The sequence below is a fragment of the Azospirillum sp. HJ39 genome, assembly GCF_041507355.1.
GTDB lineage: Bacteria > Pseudomonadota > Alphaproteobacteria > Azospirillales > Azospirillaceae > Azospirillum > Azospirillum thiophilum.
Genome location: NZ_CP167911.1, coordinates 1423337 through 1439747 on the forward strand (window position 1 = coordinate 1423337; position 16411 = coordinate 1439747).

Sequence of the window (16411 nt, forward strand, 5' to 3'; positions counted from 1 at the left end):
TGGGGCAGGGCGTCATGACCGCAGACGACGCCGCGACCGGACCCGACATGAGCCCGCCAGACATCGACGACCGCGCCATCGCCGCCCATGTGCCGCGGTTGCGGCGCTATGCCACCGCCCTGGTGGGCAACCGGGCGGACGCCGACGATCTCGTCCAGGATTGCGTCGAAAAGGCGCTGGCCAACCGGCATGCGCTGCGCGACCCGTCGAAGCTCGGCGGCTGGCTGATGACGATCCTGCACAACCTGCACATTTCCGGCCAGCGCGGGCGGCGGCGGCGCGGGGCCGAGATCCCGGTCGACGACCTGTCCGACGATCTGGCGCTCAGCGCGCCGCCGGCCGACCGCGGGGCGGTGCGCGACTTCGTCCGCGCCTTCGCCCGGCTGACCGACGAGCACCGCACCATCCTGCTGTTGACGGGAATGGAGGGGCTGTCCTACCGCGAGGTGGCGGAGGTTCTGGAATTGCCGATCGGGACGGTGATGTCGCGGCTGGCCCGGGCGCGCGAAAAGTTGAGGGTCCTGCTGGATGGTGGAGCCGAGCAGGCGGTCAGGAGGATCAGATGATGAGCGGCACCCGCAATCCCGTGACCGAGGCCGAGCTGCATGCCTGGCTCGACGGCGAATTGCCGGAGGAGCGCCTTGCCGATGTCGAGCGCCATCTTGCCGACCATCCCGACGACGCCCAGCGGTTCGAGCGCTACCGGGTGCAGCGGACCCTGCTGGGCCAGAGCTTCGGGCCGCTGATCGACCAGCCGCTGCCGGACCGGCTGACCCCGCCCTTCGCGATGCGCGAGCCTGCCGCCGGGCCGGCGGCGGCGCGATGGGGGCGGGGCGCGCTGTGGGGAATGGCAATCGCCGCCTCGCTGCTGATCTTCGTGTCCGGCGGTGCCGGCGGCTGGCTGCTGCGCGACCGCATGGCCGGGCGGGCCGAGCCGCCGACCGCCGCCTTCATCGCCGATGCCGTCGCCGCCCACCGCGTCTTCTCCGTCGAGGTCCGTCATCCGGTCGAGATCGGCGTGGACGAGGAGGCGCATCTGGTCAACTGGCTCTCCAAGCGGCTGGGCAAGAATATGCGTTGCCCGAAAGTCACACGAGGGGGGTATCAGCTGATCGGCGGCCGACTTCTGGCCGATTCCGTTGGACCTGTGGCCTTGTACATGTACGAGGATGCGGCCGGGCGTCGCATCACGTTGTATATCCGCCCGTCTCCCAACACCTCAGGTTCTGCCTTCCGCTTCGCCCAGGATGGCGGTGTCCGCGCTTTGTATTGGCAGGACAATGGCTTGGCGCTTGCCGTCACCGGCGAGCTCGATCGGGATGTCCTGTCCGGCGTGGCGGAGGAGGTGTATGGCGCGCTGAATTCATGAGTCGGGCCCCGGACTTATCAACAGGAATGTTGCCGCGCCCCCCTATCGTCCGCGGCCGTCATCTGGTAGCTTCCTCACCGGCTGGCACAAAATGTTGCGGCTTATGGAAAACGGCACTAGACCGTGTCCCATTTGCCACAGCAGAACCGGACACCGGATCGGGAGTACTCGGGGATGAGTTGGACGGACGAACGGATTCAACAGCTCAAGGATCTCTGGTCCCAGGGGTTGAGCGCGAGTGAGATCGCCGACACGCTGGGAGACATCACCCGCAACGCCGTCATCGGCAAGGCCCACCGGCTGGGTCTGTCGGGCCGGCCGTCGCCCATCAAGAAGAAGCCGACCCGCGGCGCCACCATCCTCGCCCTGACCGAGCGGATGTGCAAATGGCCGGTCGGCGATCCCAAGCACCAGGATTTCCATTTCTGCGGCAAGCCGGCGCTGCCCGGCATGCCCTATTGCGCCGAACATGCCGCTCTCGCCTATCAGCCGGCGTCGGGCAGCAAGAAGCGCGACGAGGACCGGGACCGCAACGTCGGCGCGGCCTGACCGACGGATCCGACCGATATACAAAAAGGCCCGCTCTCGGGGGAGAGGCGGGCTTTTTTGTTGGTCCCCGCAAGGGCTTAGGCCGTTGTGCCGGGGACATCCTCCGGCAACTCGACCGCATCGCGCAGCCGCAGCACCATGCCGCTGTGCCCTGCGACCACCATGGCAGTGCCGGCCGGTCGGTCGGGCCCCTCGACCGCCCACAGCGTATCCCCGACGAACAGCCGGCCGTGCCCGTTGACGATCGGCTCGGTCAAGCTTACCGAACGCCCGACCAGCTGCCCGGCGCGGTCGTTGATCCGTGCCGCCCCATCCTCCGAAACCGCATTGCCGCGGCGGACGCGAAGGATGGCGATACCCACCGCGACGCCGGCTGCGATGGTGAAGAAACCGGCCTCGGTGACCAGCCCCCAGCCATGCCACACTGCGGTGACGAGCCCGGTCAGCAGGGCGGCTCCACCGAACCAGATCAGGAAGATTCCGGGCAGCACCAGCTCCGCCGCGATCAGCACGGCACCCAGCGCTCCCCACAGCAACGGCGACATCCGCTCAGTCCCCGTCGGCCGGCGGGGTGGTCGGCGGCACCGACCACGGATTGCGCGGCGTGACCGGAGCCCGTGGCGGCGATGCCTCGCGCAGCAGGTCGCCCAGCCCGGCCAGCGCACCGGCGACGCCGGCCAACTCCACCGGCAGGATCATCGTCTTCTGGTTGGGCGACGCGGCGAACGCCTTCAACGCCTCCATGTATTTCTGGCCGAGGAAATAGCCCAGCGTCTGGCTCGATCCCTGGGCCACCGCTTCTGACACCAACCGGGTCGCCTTGGCCTCCGCCTCGGCCAGACGCTCGCGCGCTTCGGCCTCCAGCTTGGCGGCCTCCAGCTTGCCCTGGGCGATGCGGATCTGGCTTTCCTTCTCGGCATCGGCTTCCAGAATCTGGGCACGGCGCAGACGCTCCGCCTTCAACTGGCGGCCCATCGCCTGGACGATGTCGTCGGGTGGGGTGATGTCGCGCAACTCGATCCTGGTCACCCGGACGCCCCAGGACGCCGTGGCCTCGTCGACCGCGCGCAGCAGGCTGGCATTGATTGCCTCGCGCTGGCTCAGCAACTCGTCCAGGTCCATCGAGCCCATCACCGTACGGGTGGTGGTCATCGCCAGCGTCTGGATCGCCCGCTGCAGGTCGTTGACCTCATAGGTCGCCTTCATGGGGTCGAGCACCTGGAAATACAGCACGCCGTCTGCGGTCACCGCGGCGTTGTCCTTGGTGATGACGCTTTGCGACGGCACGTCGACCACGGTCTCGCGCATGTCCACCTTCGCCCGGACCGAACTGATGACCGGGAAGATGACGTTGAAGCCCGGCAGCAGCGTCTCCTGATACCGGCCGAGCCGCTCGACGATGAAGTTGAAACCTTGGGGTACGATGCGGACGCTGGTGATCGCCAAGATGACGACCAGCACGAAAGCCGCGATGACGAGAATGCCGAGTTCCATCGATGGCTGCTCCTGGGCATGGACGGGCGCGGCATGGATATGCCCAACACATCATGGGCCATTTTGGCTTCCGCGCAAATCCCGTTGCCGCCCTCTCAATAGTCCTGCGCGTCGTGCTTCAGCCGGACCAGTTCGCCGTTCAGCAGGGACAGCATCAATTGGACGACCATTTCATGGACGATGACCGTGTGATGATTGCCGGTCTCCTGCATCGCCTTGCGCAACCCTTCGCGCACGGCGGGCACGCCGGTGACGTCGATCAGCACGTCCACCGTCTCGCCGAGCGCAGCAAGGTCAAGGAAGCTGGTGGTTGTCATGATGCCGCGGTGCTGGGCCAGACGCATGCCCGGGGCATCGGGATCGAGGTCGGCCACGCCCGCAAGCTCCACGAACGGGGCGGCCAACAGCTTGCGCAGCAGGGGCGTTCCGGTCTCACCGGCGCCGACCACGGCGATACGGAAGAGGTCATTGGCCATCGGGGGCGTTCCTTTTCGGAAATGGGCAATAAAAAAGCGGGGAGTCGAAACTCCCCGCTCGAACCCTAGCCGAGCCGCGGTCCGGTTTGACCCTGACGCGGCGTCGCACCCTCTGGAGAATGGTGCGGGCCTTACGCCCAGACGGCCATCTTCTTTTCCAGATTGTCCGACAGCTTGTCCAGGAACTGCTTCGTGGTCAGCCACGGCTGTTGCGGGCCGATCAGGATGGCGAGATCCTTGGTCATATAGCCCGCCTCGACGGTCTCGACGCAGACACGCTCAAGCGTCTGCGCGAACTTGACCACATCCGGCGTGTCGTCGAACTTGCCGCGATAAGCCAGGCCCTGGGTCCAGGCATAGATCGAAGCGATCGGGTTGGTCGAGGTTTCCTTGCCCTTCTGGTGCTCGCGATAATGGCGGGTCACCGTGCCGTGCGCGGCCTCCGCCTCGACGGTCTTGCCGTCCGGCGTGACCAGGACGGAGGTCATCAGGCCCAGCGAGCCGAAGCCCTGCGCCACCACGTCCGACTCCACGTCGCCGTCGTAGTTCTTGCAGGCCCAGACGAAGCCGCCTTCCCACTTAAGGGCGGAGGCAACCATGTCGTCGATCAGGCGGTGTTCGTAGACCAGCCCCTTCGCCTTGAACTGCTCGGCGTAGCTCTCGTCGAAGATCTTCTGGAAGATATCCTTGAAGCGCCCGTCATAGGCTTTCAGGATCGTGTTCTTCGTCGACAGATAGACCGAGTAGCCGCGCTCCAGGCCGTACATCAGGCTGGAGTGGGCGAAGCCCTCGATAGAATCGTCAAGGTTGTACATGCCCATCGCCACGCCGGCGCTGGGATAGTCGAACACCTCATGCTCGATCTGCTGGCTGCCGTCGGCGGCTTCCCACTTGATCGTCATCTTGCCCGGGCCGGGGACGACGAAATCGGTGGCCTTGTACTGGTCGCCGAAGGCATGACGGCCGATGATGATCGGTTTGGTCCAACCCGGAACGTAGCGCGGAACGTTTTCGCAGACGATCGGCTCGCGGAACACGGTGCCGCCCAGGATGTTGCGGATCGTGCCGTTCGGCGACTTCCACATCTTCTTGAGGTTGAATTCCTTCACCCGCGCCTCGTCCGGGGTGATGGTCGCGCACTTCACGCCGACGCCATACTGCTTGATGGCGTTCGCGGACTCGACGGTGACCTTGTCGTCGGTCTTGTCGCGGTTCTCGATGCCGAGGTCGTAGTACTTCAGGTCGATGTCGAGGTAGGGCAGGATCAGCTTGTCTTTGATGAACTGCCAGATGATGCGCGTCATCTCGTCGCCGTCGAGTTCGACGACCGGATTGGCTACCTTGATCTTTGTCATGGGTGCGAGATCTCCCCGAACGGGTAAGGGCGTTGTCATTCCTTGGGAGCCGGGCGCGTCGTCCAGCGGGCGCTTGTTGCCGGGGAGCTGCCGCATGGGTCGCCCCCCGATACCCCGGGCGGAAATCAATCGCGGTTATATAGCATCGCCCCATGACCGAAAGGAAGGCGTGGCGGTGGTCCAGGCGTCGATGTCGCACGATTCCGCTTGCAACTCAGCCCAGCGCCCGGCCATGATGGTCAATTGGTATTACCGGTTGGCCGGATTGAGCCGTTTTGCCGCCCTGATGACAGGCAAAGGCCCTGCTTCCGGCCAGACCGGGATTCAGGCGGCCGACTCAGGCGTCCGCGCCGGGCGCAGACCGGCCGAGCCGGTGAATGCCGACACCAGCTCATGTTCGGCATTCACCATATAGTCACGGGTCAAAGGCAGAGTTCCCAACGTTCGCGCAAGCTGGAGCTGGAACACCATGTGCCCCTGCAGGCGGAAGGCCAGCTCGGCCCCGGCCAGATAGAATTCCCACATCCGGCAGAAGCGCTCGTCATATAGCTTTTTCGCTTCCTCGCGGTGGGCATCGAAGCGGTTGCGCCAGTGACGCAGTGTTTCCGCGTAGTGAAGGCGAAGGATCTCCAGATCCGTTGTGAACAGGGCGGACCGCTCGACGGCCGCCAACACCTCGGACAGGGCAGGGGAGTAGCCACCGGGGAAGATGTATTTGCGGATCCAGGGGTTGGTTGCTCCCGGTCCGTCGAGCCGGCCGATGGCGTGGATCAGAGCCACCCCGTCATCGTTCAACATATCGCGCACCGCATCGAAGTAATTGCGGTAATGCGGCACGCCGACATGCTCGAACATGCCGACCGACACGATGCGGTCGAAGACTCCGCGGTGGTTTGCCGCGAACTCACGGTAGTCGCGCAGTTCGAAGTTGACCCGATCAGCCAGCCCGGCCTCCTGTGCGCGTTGCCGGGCGACGGCAAGCTGTTCGGACGATAGGGTGATGCCGGTCACCCGTGCGCCGGTACGCCGGGCCAGATACAGCGCCATGCCCCCCCAGCCGCAACCGATGTCCAGCACCTGCATGCCAGGGGCCGGCAGCAGTTTGGCTGCGATATGGCGCTTTTTCGCTTCCTGTGCGTCGTCCAGCGACATGGACGTGTCGGGAAAGTAGGCACAGGAATACTGCATGTCACGGTCAAGAAAGAGCTGATAGAACTGTCGGGATAAGTTGTAATGGTGCTCGACATTCTGTCGCGATCGCCGCATCGGGTTGTATTGCTGCAGGCGGCGCAGCAACGGCGAAAGCGAATGGGCTGCGCGCCCCAAGGCACCCTGCACCTCGGTCCCGCTCATCAGCATCGCCAGCAGGTCGTAGATTGTGCCGCCATCCACCGAAAGGCGGCCGTCCATATAGGCCTCACCGAAATTCAGGCGAGGGTTCAACAGCAGGTCGCGCTCCACCGCGCGATCGTGAAGCCGGAGGGTCAGCTTTGGCGGGCCTGCCCCGATGCTGTGATGCCTTCCAGTGGCTGTGACAAGGTCCAGGGTTCCGTCGCCCTTGGCGGCGGCAAGCAGATGAACCAGCAGCATGCCGAACTCCTTCCGCGGTGCCGGTTCAAGCATGATGCGCAGGGGTGAATGCGACAATCTGTCAATCGGTCAGGACTGCTACCCAATTCGGGCATTGCGGATGTATGGCGCCCGATGGAGCTGAAGCAGTGAACCTGAAATGCGGAAAGCCGCCCGACCCTGTTCGGGTGGGCGGCTTCCGGACGAACGGTGCGACTGTGCCGAGGCGAACCCGAAGCCGACCAGGCCGGTACGGGACGCTCGCGGCCGGAGGGCGATCAGCCCTCCTCTTCCTCGGTCGCGGTCTCTTCGACGTAGGTCTCTTCCTCGTCGTCATCGCGCAGGTCGGCCGCGGTGATCATGCCACCGCGTTGGGCCTGCAACTCGGCCTCTTCGGCCGAACGGGCGACGTTGACCGTGACCGTGATCGACACTTCCGGATGCAGGACGACGCGCAGCTTGAACAGACCCAGGGTCTTGATCGGGGTGTCGATCTGAACCTGCTTGCGGTCGGTCTTGTAGCCGGCGGCGGTCAGCGCGTCGGCGACGTCGCGGGTGGTGACCGAGCCGTAGAGCACGCCGGTTTCGGCGGCCTGACGGATCACCACGACAGAGACATTGTCCATCTTGCCGGCCACATGCTCGGCATCCTTGCGGCGCTCGAGATTGACCGCTTCAAGGTGGGCCTTCTGCTTCTCGAAGACGGTCAGGTTCGCCTTGGTGGCGCGCATGGCCTTCTTCTGCGGCAGCAAGAAGTTGCGAGCGAAGCCAGGGCGCACATTGACGACCTGACCCATCTGGCCGAGCTTCTCGACCCGCTCCAACAAAATAACTTCCATCACTCGTCCTCCTGACCGGGGGCCGCGGGGGAAAACCGGCGGCGCAGCCCGATCCATTGCTCGATCATGCCCAGGCCGACCAAAAGCAGGATCGGCCACCCGAAGAGAAACAGCATCATGTAGAAGCCGACCAGGATCAGCGTGCGTGCCGATCGCCGGCTGGCGAACACATGCACCACCGAAAGCCCGGCGAAGGCGAATGGTACCGCCAGGAGCAGCGCGATATTGGCCGCCAGGAACCCGAAGGTTCCCGGTGCGATGGAAGCGACGATGACCGCTACCGCGAACAGCGGAACCAGCCAGTTCGGCAACTCCAACTGGGCCAGACGCATGGCGGGGCGCCGGTTGCGGCCGAACCGCATCAGCACCCCTTGCGCCAGCACCGCGTTGACGATCGTCATGACAAGCCATGACACCGCCACCAGTCCCGGCAGGACGGCAGCCACCCAGAATGCCTCGGGATCCGGGGCCGGCTGGCCCTGCGCGCGGAACGCCGGCTCGACTACTCGGGCCAGTGTCTGCCGCATCAGCCCTTCCAGCCCACCGGGCTGATCGAGCGTCAGGATCACCGCGGCAAGCAGCGCCGCCATTCCCATCCCGGTCAGGCCCACAAGGACCCGTCCGGGCGGATACCATTCCAGGGTTCCATTCTCCAGCGAACGCGCCAGCAGCGACTGCCGCACCACCAGGATCGCCGGGGCAGCCCCGGTGACCAGATAGGACAGCGCAACCAGCGTGCCGCCGGAAGTCCCCAGCATCACCGCGGCGGTGCCGGCCAGTCCGGCCAACATCACCGCCGGCGCCCCCAGCCAAAGCCCCGTCAGGAACAGCGGCAGGGGGGCCAGGTAGCCCAGGATCAGCGCGCCCATCCCCCCGAACATGACGGACAGGTAGAAGAACGCGCTGACCAGACCGCCGCCGACAGCGACCACCAGCGGAACGGCCGGACCCAAGGCCATGGGAACCCCTTAAAGACCTTCACCGATAACCTTCGGCCGTAGCCGGGCTTACTTCACCACGTAGGGGAGAAGGGCCAGGAAACGGGCGCGCTTGATGGCGCGAGCCAGTTCACGCTGCTTCTTCGTCGAGACCGCGGTGATGCGGCTCGGGACGATCTTCCCACGTTCGGAGATGAAGCGGGACAGCAGCTTGACGTCCTTGTAATCGATCGCCGGAGCGTTCGCACCGGAGAACGGGCAGGTCTTGCGACGGCGGAAGAACGGGCGGCGGGCGCCGCCGGTGCGGGCGGGAGCGCCCGTGGTCTGCTTGTCGCTCATTTACACGGACTCCCCTTCGGCGGCGGCAACGTTTTCCTGACGGCGCGGCGGACGCGGGCCACGGTCGTCGAAGCGGCGCGGACCACGGTCGCCACGCTCGCCGCGGTCGCCACGCTCGTTGCGGCTCTGCATCATCGCCGACGGATTCGCGTCGAGAGCGTCGACACGCACGGTCATGAAGCGCAGCACGTCTTCGCTGATGCTCATGTTCCGCTCCATCTCCGCGACGGCGGCGGCCGGCGCATCGATGTTGAAGAGGGTGTAGTGACCCTTGCGGTTCTTCTTGATCTTGTAGGTGAGGGTCTTAAGACCCCAGTACTCGCTCTTCGCGATCGTGCCGCCGTTGTCGCGGGCGATCTGGGCGAACTGCTCGGCGAGCTGCTCGGCCTGGGCGGCCGAAATGTCCTGGCGTGCGATCAGCACGCACTCGTAAAGTGCCATTGCACTCCCCATGGCTGTTCATGGTCCGGCGCTGCGCCCCATCCCTCATGGATTTGGATCAGCCGCCCGGGCCTAGCCGACGGCGGACCGCCGGCAAGGAGTTATGAAGCGGCGCAGTATGCACAGGCCAATCGACATGGCAAGCGGAAATCCGGCCTGCTTGCATTGATCCGGAGCGATCAATTCCTCCTCGGGAAATTGGGCTGGAGGAACCCAGCCGTGCTGCATGCGGCCTGTGCTGGGTAACGCTTGCGCAATGCGCGATATCGCTGTGGATAAATCGTGGCGCATTTGACCGAACTGCAAGCCAAGTCCGTTGGAGCGATGTTCTTCTGGCCGGGCTTGGCGCCGTGTCCGCTTGGATAGGTCGCGCCGAGTCCGGCCATGCAGAGCGGCGCCTGGGAGTGGAGATGCACAAGAACACACTGCCGTACAATGTCGTGGACCTGAGAGGGCTGGCCTGCATCCTGTTGGTCGCCTACCACGTGGTCGGCATTCCAGGGGCGGGCATGCAGGTGGCGGACGGATCGATCTACCGCTACGCCACGGACAGTTTCGAGCTGATCCGCATGCCGCTGTTCACCTTTATCTCGGGGCTGGCCTATGCCCTGAACCCCGCCAGGGGCGACAGGCTGAGGACATTCTTCGTCAAGAAATTGAGGCGGCTGGGTTTCCCATTTCTGGTGGTATCGGCAATTTTCTTCCTTTTGCAAAAAAGCGCGCCCGGCGCCAATGGCACCCACGTCCCCGATTCGATGTGGAAAATCTATGTCTTCCCCTATGCCCATTTCTGGTATCTGCAGGCGCTGTTCCTGATCTTTTCCCTGGTGGCGTTGCTCGATGCCGCCCGCCTTATCGAACGGATGGGTGGATTCGCCGTGGCGATGGCGGGTGTGGTGGCGGCTTGCCTGACGGTGCGTACCGAATCGAACATCCTGTCGGTGAATGAAGCCTGCTTCCTGTTGCCGCATTTCCTGCTGGGCGTGGGGGTGACGAGGTTCCGGGATCTGGTACCGAGGCGTACCCTTGTTGGCATGGCCGGCATGGCGCTCGTCCTGGGAGTGGCTCTGCACCAAGCATCGCTCTGGGGATTCCTCCCACATTTCGGATGGAACAGCGTGGTTGCGCTGCTGTGCGGTATGGGGGGCGCGGTAACCCTGCTGCATGCCATGCCATCGAGCCGGATTTTCCGCACTGTGGGAGCGTCGTCCTATGCAATCTATTTGCATCACGCTCTGTTCGCTGCCGCGGCACGGATGGTGTTGCACCGGATGCATGCCGGTGACGGCATGATCTTTTGTGTTTCCCTCATTGCCGGGCTGTGCGGGCCGATGGTGCTGGAAATGCTGGCGCAAATGCGGCCGTGGAGTCGGGTGGCGCTGGTGGGCAAGGCCTGACCGGCGGCCGGCTTCGGCATCAAAGCCGTTATTCGTTTTGCAGCGCAGGAAGCAGCCTCAAGATCCGGTATGGCGAACCCACGAACAACGCTGCCGGTATCGCGGCATTTCGTAGCCGTTCTGCCGTAATATGCCGTGTTTTATCGTATCGAAGTGGCTTTGGTCATCGCGCGTCGCTTGACTTGCTCGAAAGTGAGGGTATGACTGTCGCCCAATCCATGGTGCCGCCGCAGGGGCGGGGCGCTTTCATCCAGGGTTTCACCGAAGCATGACCAGGGCGTTCGTCTTTCCGGGGCAGGGCAGCCAGGCCGTCGGCATGGGCCGCGAACTCGCCGAGGCGTTCGAAGTCGCTCGTCACACATTCGAAGAGGTGGACGACGCGCTGAACCAGCGGCTTTCGCGCCTGATGATGGAGGGGCCGGACGCCGACCTGACCCTGACCGAGAACGCGCAACCCGCCCTGATGGCGGTCAGCGTTGCGGTGATGCGAGTTCTGGCAAGCGAGGGCGGGGTCGACCTGTCCAAGCATGCGACATTCGTCGCGGGTCACTCCCTGGGCGAATATTCGGCGCTCTGCGCTGCCGGCGCCTTCTCTCTCGGCGACACCGCGCGTTTGCTGAAGCTGCGCGGCCAGGCGATGCAGAAGGCGGTGCCTGTAGGCAAGGGCGCGATGGCGGCTTTGCTCGGTGCCGATCTGGAGCAGGCACAGGCGATTGCCGCCGACTCTGCCCAGGGTGAGGTGTGCGGCATCGCCAATGACAATTCGGCTGGGCAGGTGGTGATTTCCGGCAGCGCCGACGCCATCGACCGGGCCATCTTGCTGGCAGCCGAACGCGGCTTGAAGCGTTCGGTTCGGCTGCCGGTTTCGGCCCCCTTCCATTGCTCGCTGATGCAGCCCGCGGCCGATGCGATGGCCGAGGCTCTGGCGAACGTCACGATTTTGGCGCCGGTTGTTCCGGTGGTCGCCAACGTCACCGCCTCGTCGGTGTCGGACCCCAACGCCATCCGCCGTTTGCTGGTGGAGCAGGTGACCGGGATGGTCCGCTGGCGTGAATGCGTCCTCTTCATGAAAGAGCAGGGCGTCGAACGGCTGGTCGAGGTCGGGGCGGGCAAGGTGCTGGCAGGACTGACCAAGCGCATCGACAAGGAACTGGCGGCGGTTTCGGTCGGCACTCCGGCTGATGTCGAGTCGTTCCTCAAGACTCTGTGAACACTACAGCCTCGTGAGGCCATCCATGTTTGACCTGACCGGCAAGTCGGCCCTCGTCACCGGCGCGTCCGGCGGCATCGGTGCGTCAATCGCCCGTGCGCTGCACGCCCAGGGTGCCTCCGTGGCGCTGTCCGGCACCCGCGTAGCCCCTCTGGAGGCATTGGCAGCAGAACTGGGCGAGCGCGCCGTCGTGGTGCCCGGCAATCTCGCCGAGGCTGCCGCTACAGAACAGCTTGCCAAGGATGCTGAAGCAGCACTGGGCAGGATCGACATCCTCGTCAACAATGCCGGGTTGACCCGCGACCAGATCGCGATGCGTCTGAAGGACGAGGATTGGCAGTCCGTGCTGGACGTCAACCTGACGGCAGCCTTCCGGCTGTCGCGCGCTGCAATGCGCGGCATGATGAAGCGCCGCTGGGGCCGCATCGTCAACATCACGTCCGTCGTCGGTGTCACCGGCAATCCGGGTCAGGCCAATTACGCCGCGTCCAAGGCTGGCCTGATCGGTATGTCGAAGTCGATGGCAGCCGAGCTCGCATCACGCAACATAACCGTCAACTGCGTCGCGCCGGGGTTTATCACCACGGCCATGACCGACGCCCTGAACGACGAGCAGAAACAGAAGCTGCTCCCCGCCATTCCGGCCGGCCGCATGGGCCAGCCGGAGGAGATCGCCGCCGGGGTCGTGTACCTCGCGAGCGACGAGGCCGCCTACGTCACCGGTCAAACGCTGCATATCAACGGCGGCATGGCCATGATCTGATGAGGATCTGACGGGACGGCATCGCCCTATGTGAAGAAGGGCTCTGTCCAGCCCCTTCGCAGGTGCTGGTCAAGCCTGGTGAAATGTGTTATCGGACGGGGCTTTTCGCGGCAGGACGGCACGTTCTTCGCGTGTTGCTCCGACCGGATTATCCCGAGCGGTTTCAAGGATTGGAAGGTCTTAAAAGATGAGCGACATCGCCGAGCGCGTGAAGAAGATCGTTGTGGACCACCTGGGTGTCGAGGAGTCGAAGGTGGTGGAGAACGCCTCCTTCATCGACGATCTGGGCGCCGACAGCCTCGACACCGTCGAGCTGGTCATGGCCTTCGAGGAGGAGTTCGGTGTCGAGATCCCGGACGACGCTGCGGAGAAGATCCTGTCGGTGAAGGACGCCATCGACTTCATCAAGGCCAACGCCGCCGCCTGATCGGGCCGCGGGCTTTGAGCCCCCGAGGGCCAGGCAAACCGCTCGTGCAGTATCAGCATCGCGGGGCCTGGCCGTCGACGATTGATTCGTCGACATTTTTTTCGAGGAAAGGTCAAGGAACAGCCTCATGAGACGTGTCGTCGTCACCGGCCTCGGTATGGTCACGCCGCTTGGCGTCGGCCACGCGCTGAACTGGGAGCGGCTGATTTCCAGTAAGTCGGGAATCCGCGGCATCACGGGGTTCGACGCTTCGGACCTGGCCTCGAGGGTTGCCGGGCAGCTTCCGCGCGGTACGGGTGACGGCGAGTTCAATGCCGACACCTTCGTGCCGCCGAAAGACCAGCGAAAGATGGATGATTTCATCGTCTTCGCCATCGCCGCGGCGCAGGAAGCAATCAAGGATTCCGGTTGGGTTCCCCAGACGGATGAAGAGCGTGAACGAACCGGCGTAATGGTCGGTTCCGGTATCGGCGGCCTCCCTGGCATCGCCGAAGGTGCGGTGACCCTGCATGAAAAAGGTCCGCGCCGGCTGTCGCCTTTCTTCATTCCTGCCTGCCTGATCAACTTGGCCTCCGGCCATATTTCGATCCAGCATGGCTTCAAGGGCCCCAACCATGCAGTCGTTACCGCCTGCTCGACCGGCGCGCACGCCATCGGTGACGCCGCCCGTCTGATCATGTGGGACGATGCCGACATCATGGTCGCAGGTGGCACCGAAGCGGCCGTCAGCAGGCTTGGCGTTGGCGGATTTGCCGCCATGCGCGCGCTGTCGACCAGCTTCAACGATGAACCGGAGAAGGCGTCCCGTCCTTATGACAAGGACCGCGACGGCTTCGTCATCGGCGAGGGTGCCGGTGTCGTGGTTTTGGAGGAGTTGGAGCACGCGAAGAAACGCGGTGCCACCATCTATGCCGAAATCATCGGCTATGGCATGTCGGGCGACGCCCACCACATCTCCGCTCCGGCGGAAGACGGCAACGGTGGTTTCCGCGCCATGAAGGGGGCGCTGAAGCGTGCCGGACTAAACCCGTCCGATATCGATTACGTCAACGCCCACGGTACTTCCACCCCGCTCGGCGACGAGATCGAGCTTGGTGCGGTGAAGCGGCTGTTCGGCAATGCCATGGACAATCTGGCCATGTCCTCCACCAAGTCAGCCATTGGCCATTTGCTGGGGGCTGCCGGTGCGGTCGAGGCGATCTATTCGATCAAGGCGATCAACCATGGCATCGTTCCGCCGACGCTGAATCTCGAAAATCCGTCGGAGAGTTGCCTCGGCGTCAATCTGGTGCCGAAGGTGGCGCAGGAGCGTCGTGTCCGCGCTGCACTGTCGAATTCCTTCGGGTTCGGCGGCACCAATGCGTCGCTGATCTTCAAGGAATTCGTGTAAACGAATCTCCGCATCGACCTTGCCGTTTTCTGCCGTCAATGAGGTGAGCGATGGGCTGGGGTCTCCGAGTTTTCGCGGGGACGCTGGCCCTCGTGGCCGGTGCCGCAGGCGGAATCGGTATGTGGGGGATTCAACGTTACGAGTCACCCGGACCGTTGGAACAGGCCGAAACCGTCGTGATTCCGCGAGGCAGCGGCCTGGAAGCCATTGCCATCACGCTTGGAGACTCCGGCGTGATAGGATCGCCGCTGGTCTTCGTTGCCGCGGCCAAGTTGACCGGTGCTTTCCGTGAGTTGAAGGCCGGAGAGTACCAGTTTCCTGCAGGCATCAGCATCGAAGCCGTTCTGGAGCAGATGCGCCAAGGCCGTACCGTCGTGCATCGTTTCACCGTGCCGGAAGGGTTGACCTCCGCCCAAGTGGTTGCGCTCCTGGAGCGTGAGGCGATTTTGACCGGTCACATCCAGAAGCCGCCGAAGGAAGGCTCACTCCTGCCGGAAACCTATCATTTCGCCTATGGTGACAGCCGTACCGCATTGGTCGAGCGGATGCAGACCGCGATGACCCAGGCTCTGGTGGAGGCATGGAAGAACCGCGATCCGAACCTGCCCTTTGAAACGCCGCAACAGGCATTGACGCTGGCCTCCGTGGTGGAGAAGGAAACCGGCATCGCGGCGGAGCGGCCCAAGGTGGCCGGCGTTTTCGTCAATCGGCTTGAAATCGGTATGAAACTCCAGTCCGATCCAACGGTCATTTACGCCCTGACCGAAGGCAGTGGCGAGTTGGGGCGGACACTGACCCGCAACGACTGGAAGTTCGAGTCGCCCTACAACACCTACCAAATCAGCGGTCTGCCGCCGGGACCGATTGCCAATCCGGGCAAGGCCTCGATCCAGGCGGTGATGAAGCCCGAGCGCCACGAATTCCTGTATTTCGTCGCCGACGGCACCGGTGGTCATGTCTTCGCGAAGTCTTTGCCGGATCACAACCGCAACGTTGCCAAATGGCGGGAGATCCAGCAGAGCCGCCAACCCGATCATGGTGACACGTCATCTGAATGATCGCCGATGGACCCTGGCGAGTGCCCGAAGACTATCCACTCGGTTGCATGCTCCCCGTATTTTCGGCACTCTTTGCACCGCAGCAAAATTGACCACCAAATCCATGGGGGAGAGTGATGAGCCTCGATGTCGAGCAGCGTATTCGTGATCGTGCCTATGCGATCTGGCTGGAGGAAGGCTGTCCGGATGGACGTGATGCCGATCACTGGCTTCAGGCCGAACTCGCGGTTCGGACCGAAGCGACGGGAAGCCAGGATCGGGCACCGGTCGTCGCGGTGATGAAGGCACCGCGCAAGACGACCAATGCAAAGCCGGCCGCGGCAAAAGTGAAAGCCGTGGAGTCCATGGCAACGGACGCGGTGGCGGCAGAGCCCGTCAAGTTGCGCAAGCCACGGGCTCGCAAGGCGGACGCCCCCTGATCGCCGCTTCGTCAGGCTGCGTTGGAGGCCTGCGGCAGGGACAGGTTCGAGATGACCATCACTCCGGCGGTCGTGCCGTAGGACTTACGGGCGGCGCGAAGCCCCTCCAGCGCCTCCAGCAGGCTTTCTTCGGCAAAACCCGGGGCAAGTCCGGCAAGTTCCCGCTCCGTCAAGTCGATGAAGGCGTCCAACAGGCGCGCATGGATACGGCTGGCCAAACGGACTTCGTCGGCGACCTTCTGTGCGGGCATGGAAAGCTCCCTTGGTGTCGGCTGGATTTGAGCGTCGATATGGCGTCTTCTCGGGATCAAGCGTTCCCGTGAACCGATTAAAGAGGCAATAGGGTTAAAAGAACTTTAAATACCAGATATCTCCAGT

The 16411-nt window shown here is 64.0% G+C and carries 20 protein-coding genes; 10 read left to right on the forward strand and 10 right to left on the reverse strand.

What is annotated here, in order from left to right; all coding sequences use genetic code 11:
- Positions 1–14 precede the first annotated feature (14 nt).
- The 3 genes from ABMY26_RS19970 (at position 15) to ABMY26_RS19980 (ending at position 1918) form a co-directional block, all read left to right on the forward strand.
- Positions 15–566, forward strand: a complete 552-nt coding sequence (locus ABMY26_RS19970; RefSeq protein WP_372398914.1) for an RNA polymerase sigma factor — start codon at positions 15–17, stop codon at positions 564–566.
- The gene (locus tag ABMY26_RS19975; RefSeq protein ID WP_372398915.1) at positions 563–1369 is read left to right on the forward strand and encodes an anti-sigma factor; all 807 of its coding nucleotides are present in this window, start codon (positions 563–565) and stop codon (positions 1367–1369) included. Before ABMY26_RS19970 ends, ABMY26_RS19975 begins: the two co-directional genes overlap by 4 nt.
- A gap of 174 nt (positions 1370–1543) precedes the next feature.
- On the forward strand, positions 1544–1918 hold the full coding sequence (locus ABMY26_RS19980) for a GcrA family cell cycle regulator (RefSeq protein WP_372398916.1): 375 nt from the start codon (positions 1544–1546) through the stop codon (positions 1916–1918).
- Between the two features lie 77 nt (positions 1919–1995).
- Here ABMY26_RS19980 and ABMY26_RS19985 read toward each other — a convergent pair whose 3' ends face one another.
- The 9 genes from ABMY26_RS19985 to rpsF form a co-directional block, all read right to left on the reverse strand.
- Positions 1996–2463 (reverse strand): NfeD family protein, encoded by a 468-nt coding sequence (locus tag ABMY26_RS19985; RefSeq protein WP_372398917.1) that lies wholly within the window; start codon positions 2461–2463, stop codon positions 1996–1998.
- Positions 2464–2467: 4 nt separating this feature from the next.
- Positions 2468–3412, reverse strand: coding sequence for an SPFH domain-containing protein (locus tag ABMY26_RS19990; RefSeq protein WP_372398918.1), 945 nt, complete (start codon positions 3410–3412; stop codon positions 2468–2470).
- A gap of 95 nt (positions 3413–3507) precedes the next feature.
- Entirely contained in the window at positions 3508–3888 is a 381-nt protein-coding gene (locus tag ABMY26_RS19995; RefSeq protein WP_372398919.1) for an oxidoreductase, read from the reverse strand.
- A 131-nt stretch (positions 3889–4019) separates the two neighbouring features.
- On the reverse strand, positions 4020–5243 hold the full coding sequence (locus ABMY26_RS20000; protein WP_045580235.1) for an NADP-dependent isocitrate dehydrogenase: 1224 nt from the start codon (positions 5241–5243) through the stop codon (positions 4020–4022).
- Between the two features lie 324 nt (positions 5244–5567).
- Positions 5568–6833 carry a class I SAM-dependent methyltransferase gene (locus ABMY26_RS20005; protein WP_372398920.1) on the reverse strand — a complete coding sequence of 422 codons (1266 nt, stop codon included), beginning with the start codon at positions 6831–6833 and terminating at the stop codon, positions 5568–5570.
- 257 nt (positions 6834–7090) lie between these two features.
- Positions 7091–7651 carry a 50S ribosomal protein L9 gene (gene rplI / locus ABMY26_RS20010; RefSeq protein ID WP_045580233.1) on the reverse strand — a complete coding sequence of 187 codons (561 nt, stop codon included), beginning with the start codon at positions 7649–7651 and terminating at the stop codon, positions 7091–7093.
- Positions 7651–8610: a DUF2232 domain-containing protein gene (locus ABMY26_RS20015; protein ID WP_372398921.1), complete on the reverse strand. Its 960-nt coding sequence runs from the start codon at positions 8608–8610 to the stop codon at positions 7651–7653. The genes rplI and ABMY26_RS20015 overlap by 1 nt, the downstream gene beginning before the upstream one ends.
- A gap of 48 nt (positions 8611–8658) precedes the next feature.
- Positions 8659–8928: a 30S ribosomal protein S18 gene (gene rpsR, locus ABMY26_RS20020; RefSeq protein WP_012974291.1), complete on the reverse strand. Its 270-nt coding sequence runs from the start codon at positions 8926–8928 to the stop codon at positions 8659–8661.
- Positions 8929–9369 carry a 30S ribosomal protein S6 gene (gene rpsF / locus ABMY26_RS20025; RefSeq protein WP_045580231.1) on the reverse strand — a complete coding sequence of 147 codons (441 nt, stop codon included), beginning with the start codon at positions 9367–9369 and terminating at the stop codon, positions 8929–8931. It lies immediately after the preceding gene.
- Between the two features lie 410 nt (positions 9370–9779).
- On the opposite strand from rpsF, the gene ABMY26_RS20030 reads away from it, so the two are divergent.
- From ABMY26_RS20030 to ABMY26_RS20060, 7 genes are all read left to right on the forward strand, one after another.
- Positions 9780–10766 (forward strand): acyltransferase family protein, encoded by a 987-nt coding sequence (locus tag ABMY26_RS20030; protein ID WP_372398922.1) that lies wholly within the window; start codon positions 9780–9782, stop codon positions 10764–10766.
- Between the two features lie 268 nt (positions 10767–11034).
- Positions 11035–11976, forward strand: coding sequence for an ACP S-malonyltransferase (gene fabD, locus ABMY26_RS20035; RefSeq protein WP_372398923.1), 942 nt, complete (start codon positions 11035–11037; stop codon positions 11974–11976).
- Positions 11977–12001: 25 nt separating this feature from the next.
- Positions 12002–12739 (forward strand): 3-oxoacyl-[acyl-carrier-protein] reductase, encoded by a 738-nt coding sequence (fabG, locus tag ABMY26_RS20040; RefSeq protein WP_372398924.1) that lies wholly within the window; start codon positions 12002–12004, stop codon positions 12737–12739.
- Between the two features lie 187 nt (positions 12740–12926).
- Positions 12927–13166, forward strand: a complete 240-nt coding sequence (locus tag ABMY26_RS20045; RefSeq protein ID WP_014247969.1) for an acyl carrier protein — start codon at positions 12927–12929, stop codon at positions 13164–13166.
- Positions 13167–13293: 127 nt separating this feature from the next.
- On the forward strand, positions 13294–14556 hold the full coding sequence (gene fabF, locus ABMY26_RS20050) for a beta-ketoacyl-ACP synthase II (protein WP_372398925.1): 1263 nt from the start codon (positions 13294–13296) through the stop codon (positions 14554–14556).
- Between the two features lie 50 nt (positions 14557–14606).
- Entirely contained in the window at positions 14607–15614 is a 1008-nt protein-coding gene (mltG, locus tag ABMY26_RS20055) for an endolytic transglycosylase MltG (protein WP_372398926.1), read from the forward strand.
- Positions 15615–15730: 116 nt separating this feature from the next.
- A complete protein-coding gene (locus ABMY26_RS20060; protein WP_372398927.1) occupies positions 15731–16033 on the forward strand; it encodes a DUF2934 domain-containing protein in 303 nt (100 codons plus the stop codon).
- Between the two features lie 11 nt (positions 16034–16044).
- On the opposite strand, the gene ABMY26_RS20065 is transcribed toward ABMY26_RS20060, so the two are convergent.
- Positions 16045–16284, reverse strand: coding sequence for a hypothetical protein (locus ABMY26_RS20065; protein ID WP_372398928.1), 240 nt, complete (start codon positions 16282–16284; stop codon positions 16045–16047).
- Between the last annotated feature and the right edge of the window lie 127 nt (positions 16285–16411).

Bases quoted from the DNA above. Each gene is read 5' to 3' on its own strand.
- ABMY26_RS19970 (WP_372398914.1), top strand. From the start codon at position 15: ATGACCGCAGACGACGCCGCGACCGGACCCGACATGAGCCCGCCAGAC.
- ABMY26_RS19975 (WP_372398915.1), top strand. From the start codon at position 563: ATGATGAGCGGCACCCGCAATCCCGTGACCGAGGCCGAGCTGCATGCC.
- ABMY26_RS19980 (WP_372398916.1), top strand. From the start codon at position 1,544: ATGAGTTGGACGGACGAACGGATTCAACAGCTCAAGGATCTCTGGTCC.
- ABMY26_RS19985 (WP_372398917.1), bottom strand. From the start codon at position 2,463: ATGTCGCCGTTGCTGTGGGGAGCGCTGGGTGCCGTGCTGATCGCGGCG.
- ABMY26_RS19990 (WP_372398918.1), bottom strand. From the start codon at position 3,412: ATGGAACTCGGCATTCTCGTCATCGCGGCTTTCGTGCTGGTCGTCATC.
- ABMY26_RS19995 (WP_372398919.1), bottom strand. From the start codon at position 3,888: ATGGCCAATGACCTCTTCCGTATCGCCGTGGTCGGCGCCGGTGAGACC.
- ABMY26_RS20000 (WP_045580235.1), bottom strand. From the start codon at position 5,243: ATGACAAAGATCAAGGTAGCCAATCCGGTCGTCGAACTCGACGGCGAC.
- ABMY26_RS20005 (WP_372398920.1), bottom strand. From the start codon at position 6,833: ATGCTGCTGGTTCATCTGCTTGCCGCCGCCAAGGGCGACGGAACCCTG.
- rplI (WP_045580233.1), bottom strand. From the start codon at position 7,651: ATGGAAGTTATTTTGTTGGAGCGGGTCGAGAAGCTCGGCCAGATGGGT.
- ABMY26_RS20015 (WP_372398921.1), bottom strand. From the start codon at position 8,610: ATGGCCTTGGGTCCGGCCGTTCCGCTGGTGGTCGCTGTCGGCGGCGGT.
- rpsR (WP_012974291.1), bottom strand. From the start codon at position 8,928: ATGAGCGACAAGCAGACCACGGGCGCTCCCGCCCGCACCGGCGGCGCC.
- rpsF (WP_045580231.1), bottom strand. From the start codon at position 9,369: ATGGCACTTTACGAGTGCGTGCTGATCGCACGCCAGGACATTTCGGCC.
- ABMY26_RS20030 (WP_372398922.1), top strand. From the start codon at position 9,780: ATGCACAAGAACACACTGCCGTACAATGTCGTGGACCTGAGAGGGCTG.
- fabD (WP_372398923.1), top strand. From the start codon at position 11,035: ATGACCAGGGCGTTCGTCTTTCCGGGGCAGGGCAGCCAGGCCGTCGGC.
- fabG (WP_372398924.1), top strand. From the start codon at position 12,002: ATGTTTGACCTGACCGGCAAGTCGGCCCTCGTCACCGGCGCGTCCGGC.
- ABMY26_RS20045 (WP_014247969.1), top strand. From the start codon at position 12,927: ATGAGCGACATCGCCGAGCGCGTGAAGAAGATCGTTGTGGACCACCTG.
- fabF (WP_372398925.1), top strand. From the start codon at position 13,294: ATGAGACGTGTCGTCGTCACCGGCCTCGGTATGGTCACGCCGCTTGGC.
- mltG (WP_372398926.1), top strand. From the start codon at position 14,607: ATGGGCTGGGGTCTCCGAGTTTTCGCGGGGACGCTGGCCCTCGTGGCC.
- ABMY26_RS20060 (WP_372398927.1), top strand. From the start codon at position 15,731: ATGAGCCTCGATGTCGAGCAGCGTATTCGTGATCGTGCCTATGCGATC.
- ABMY26_RS20065 (WP_372398928.1), bottom strand. From the start codon at position 16,284: ATGCCCGCACAGAAGGTCGCCGACGAAGTCCGTTTGGCCAGCCGTATC.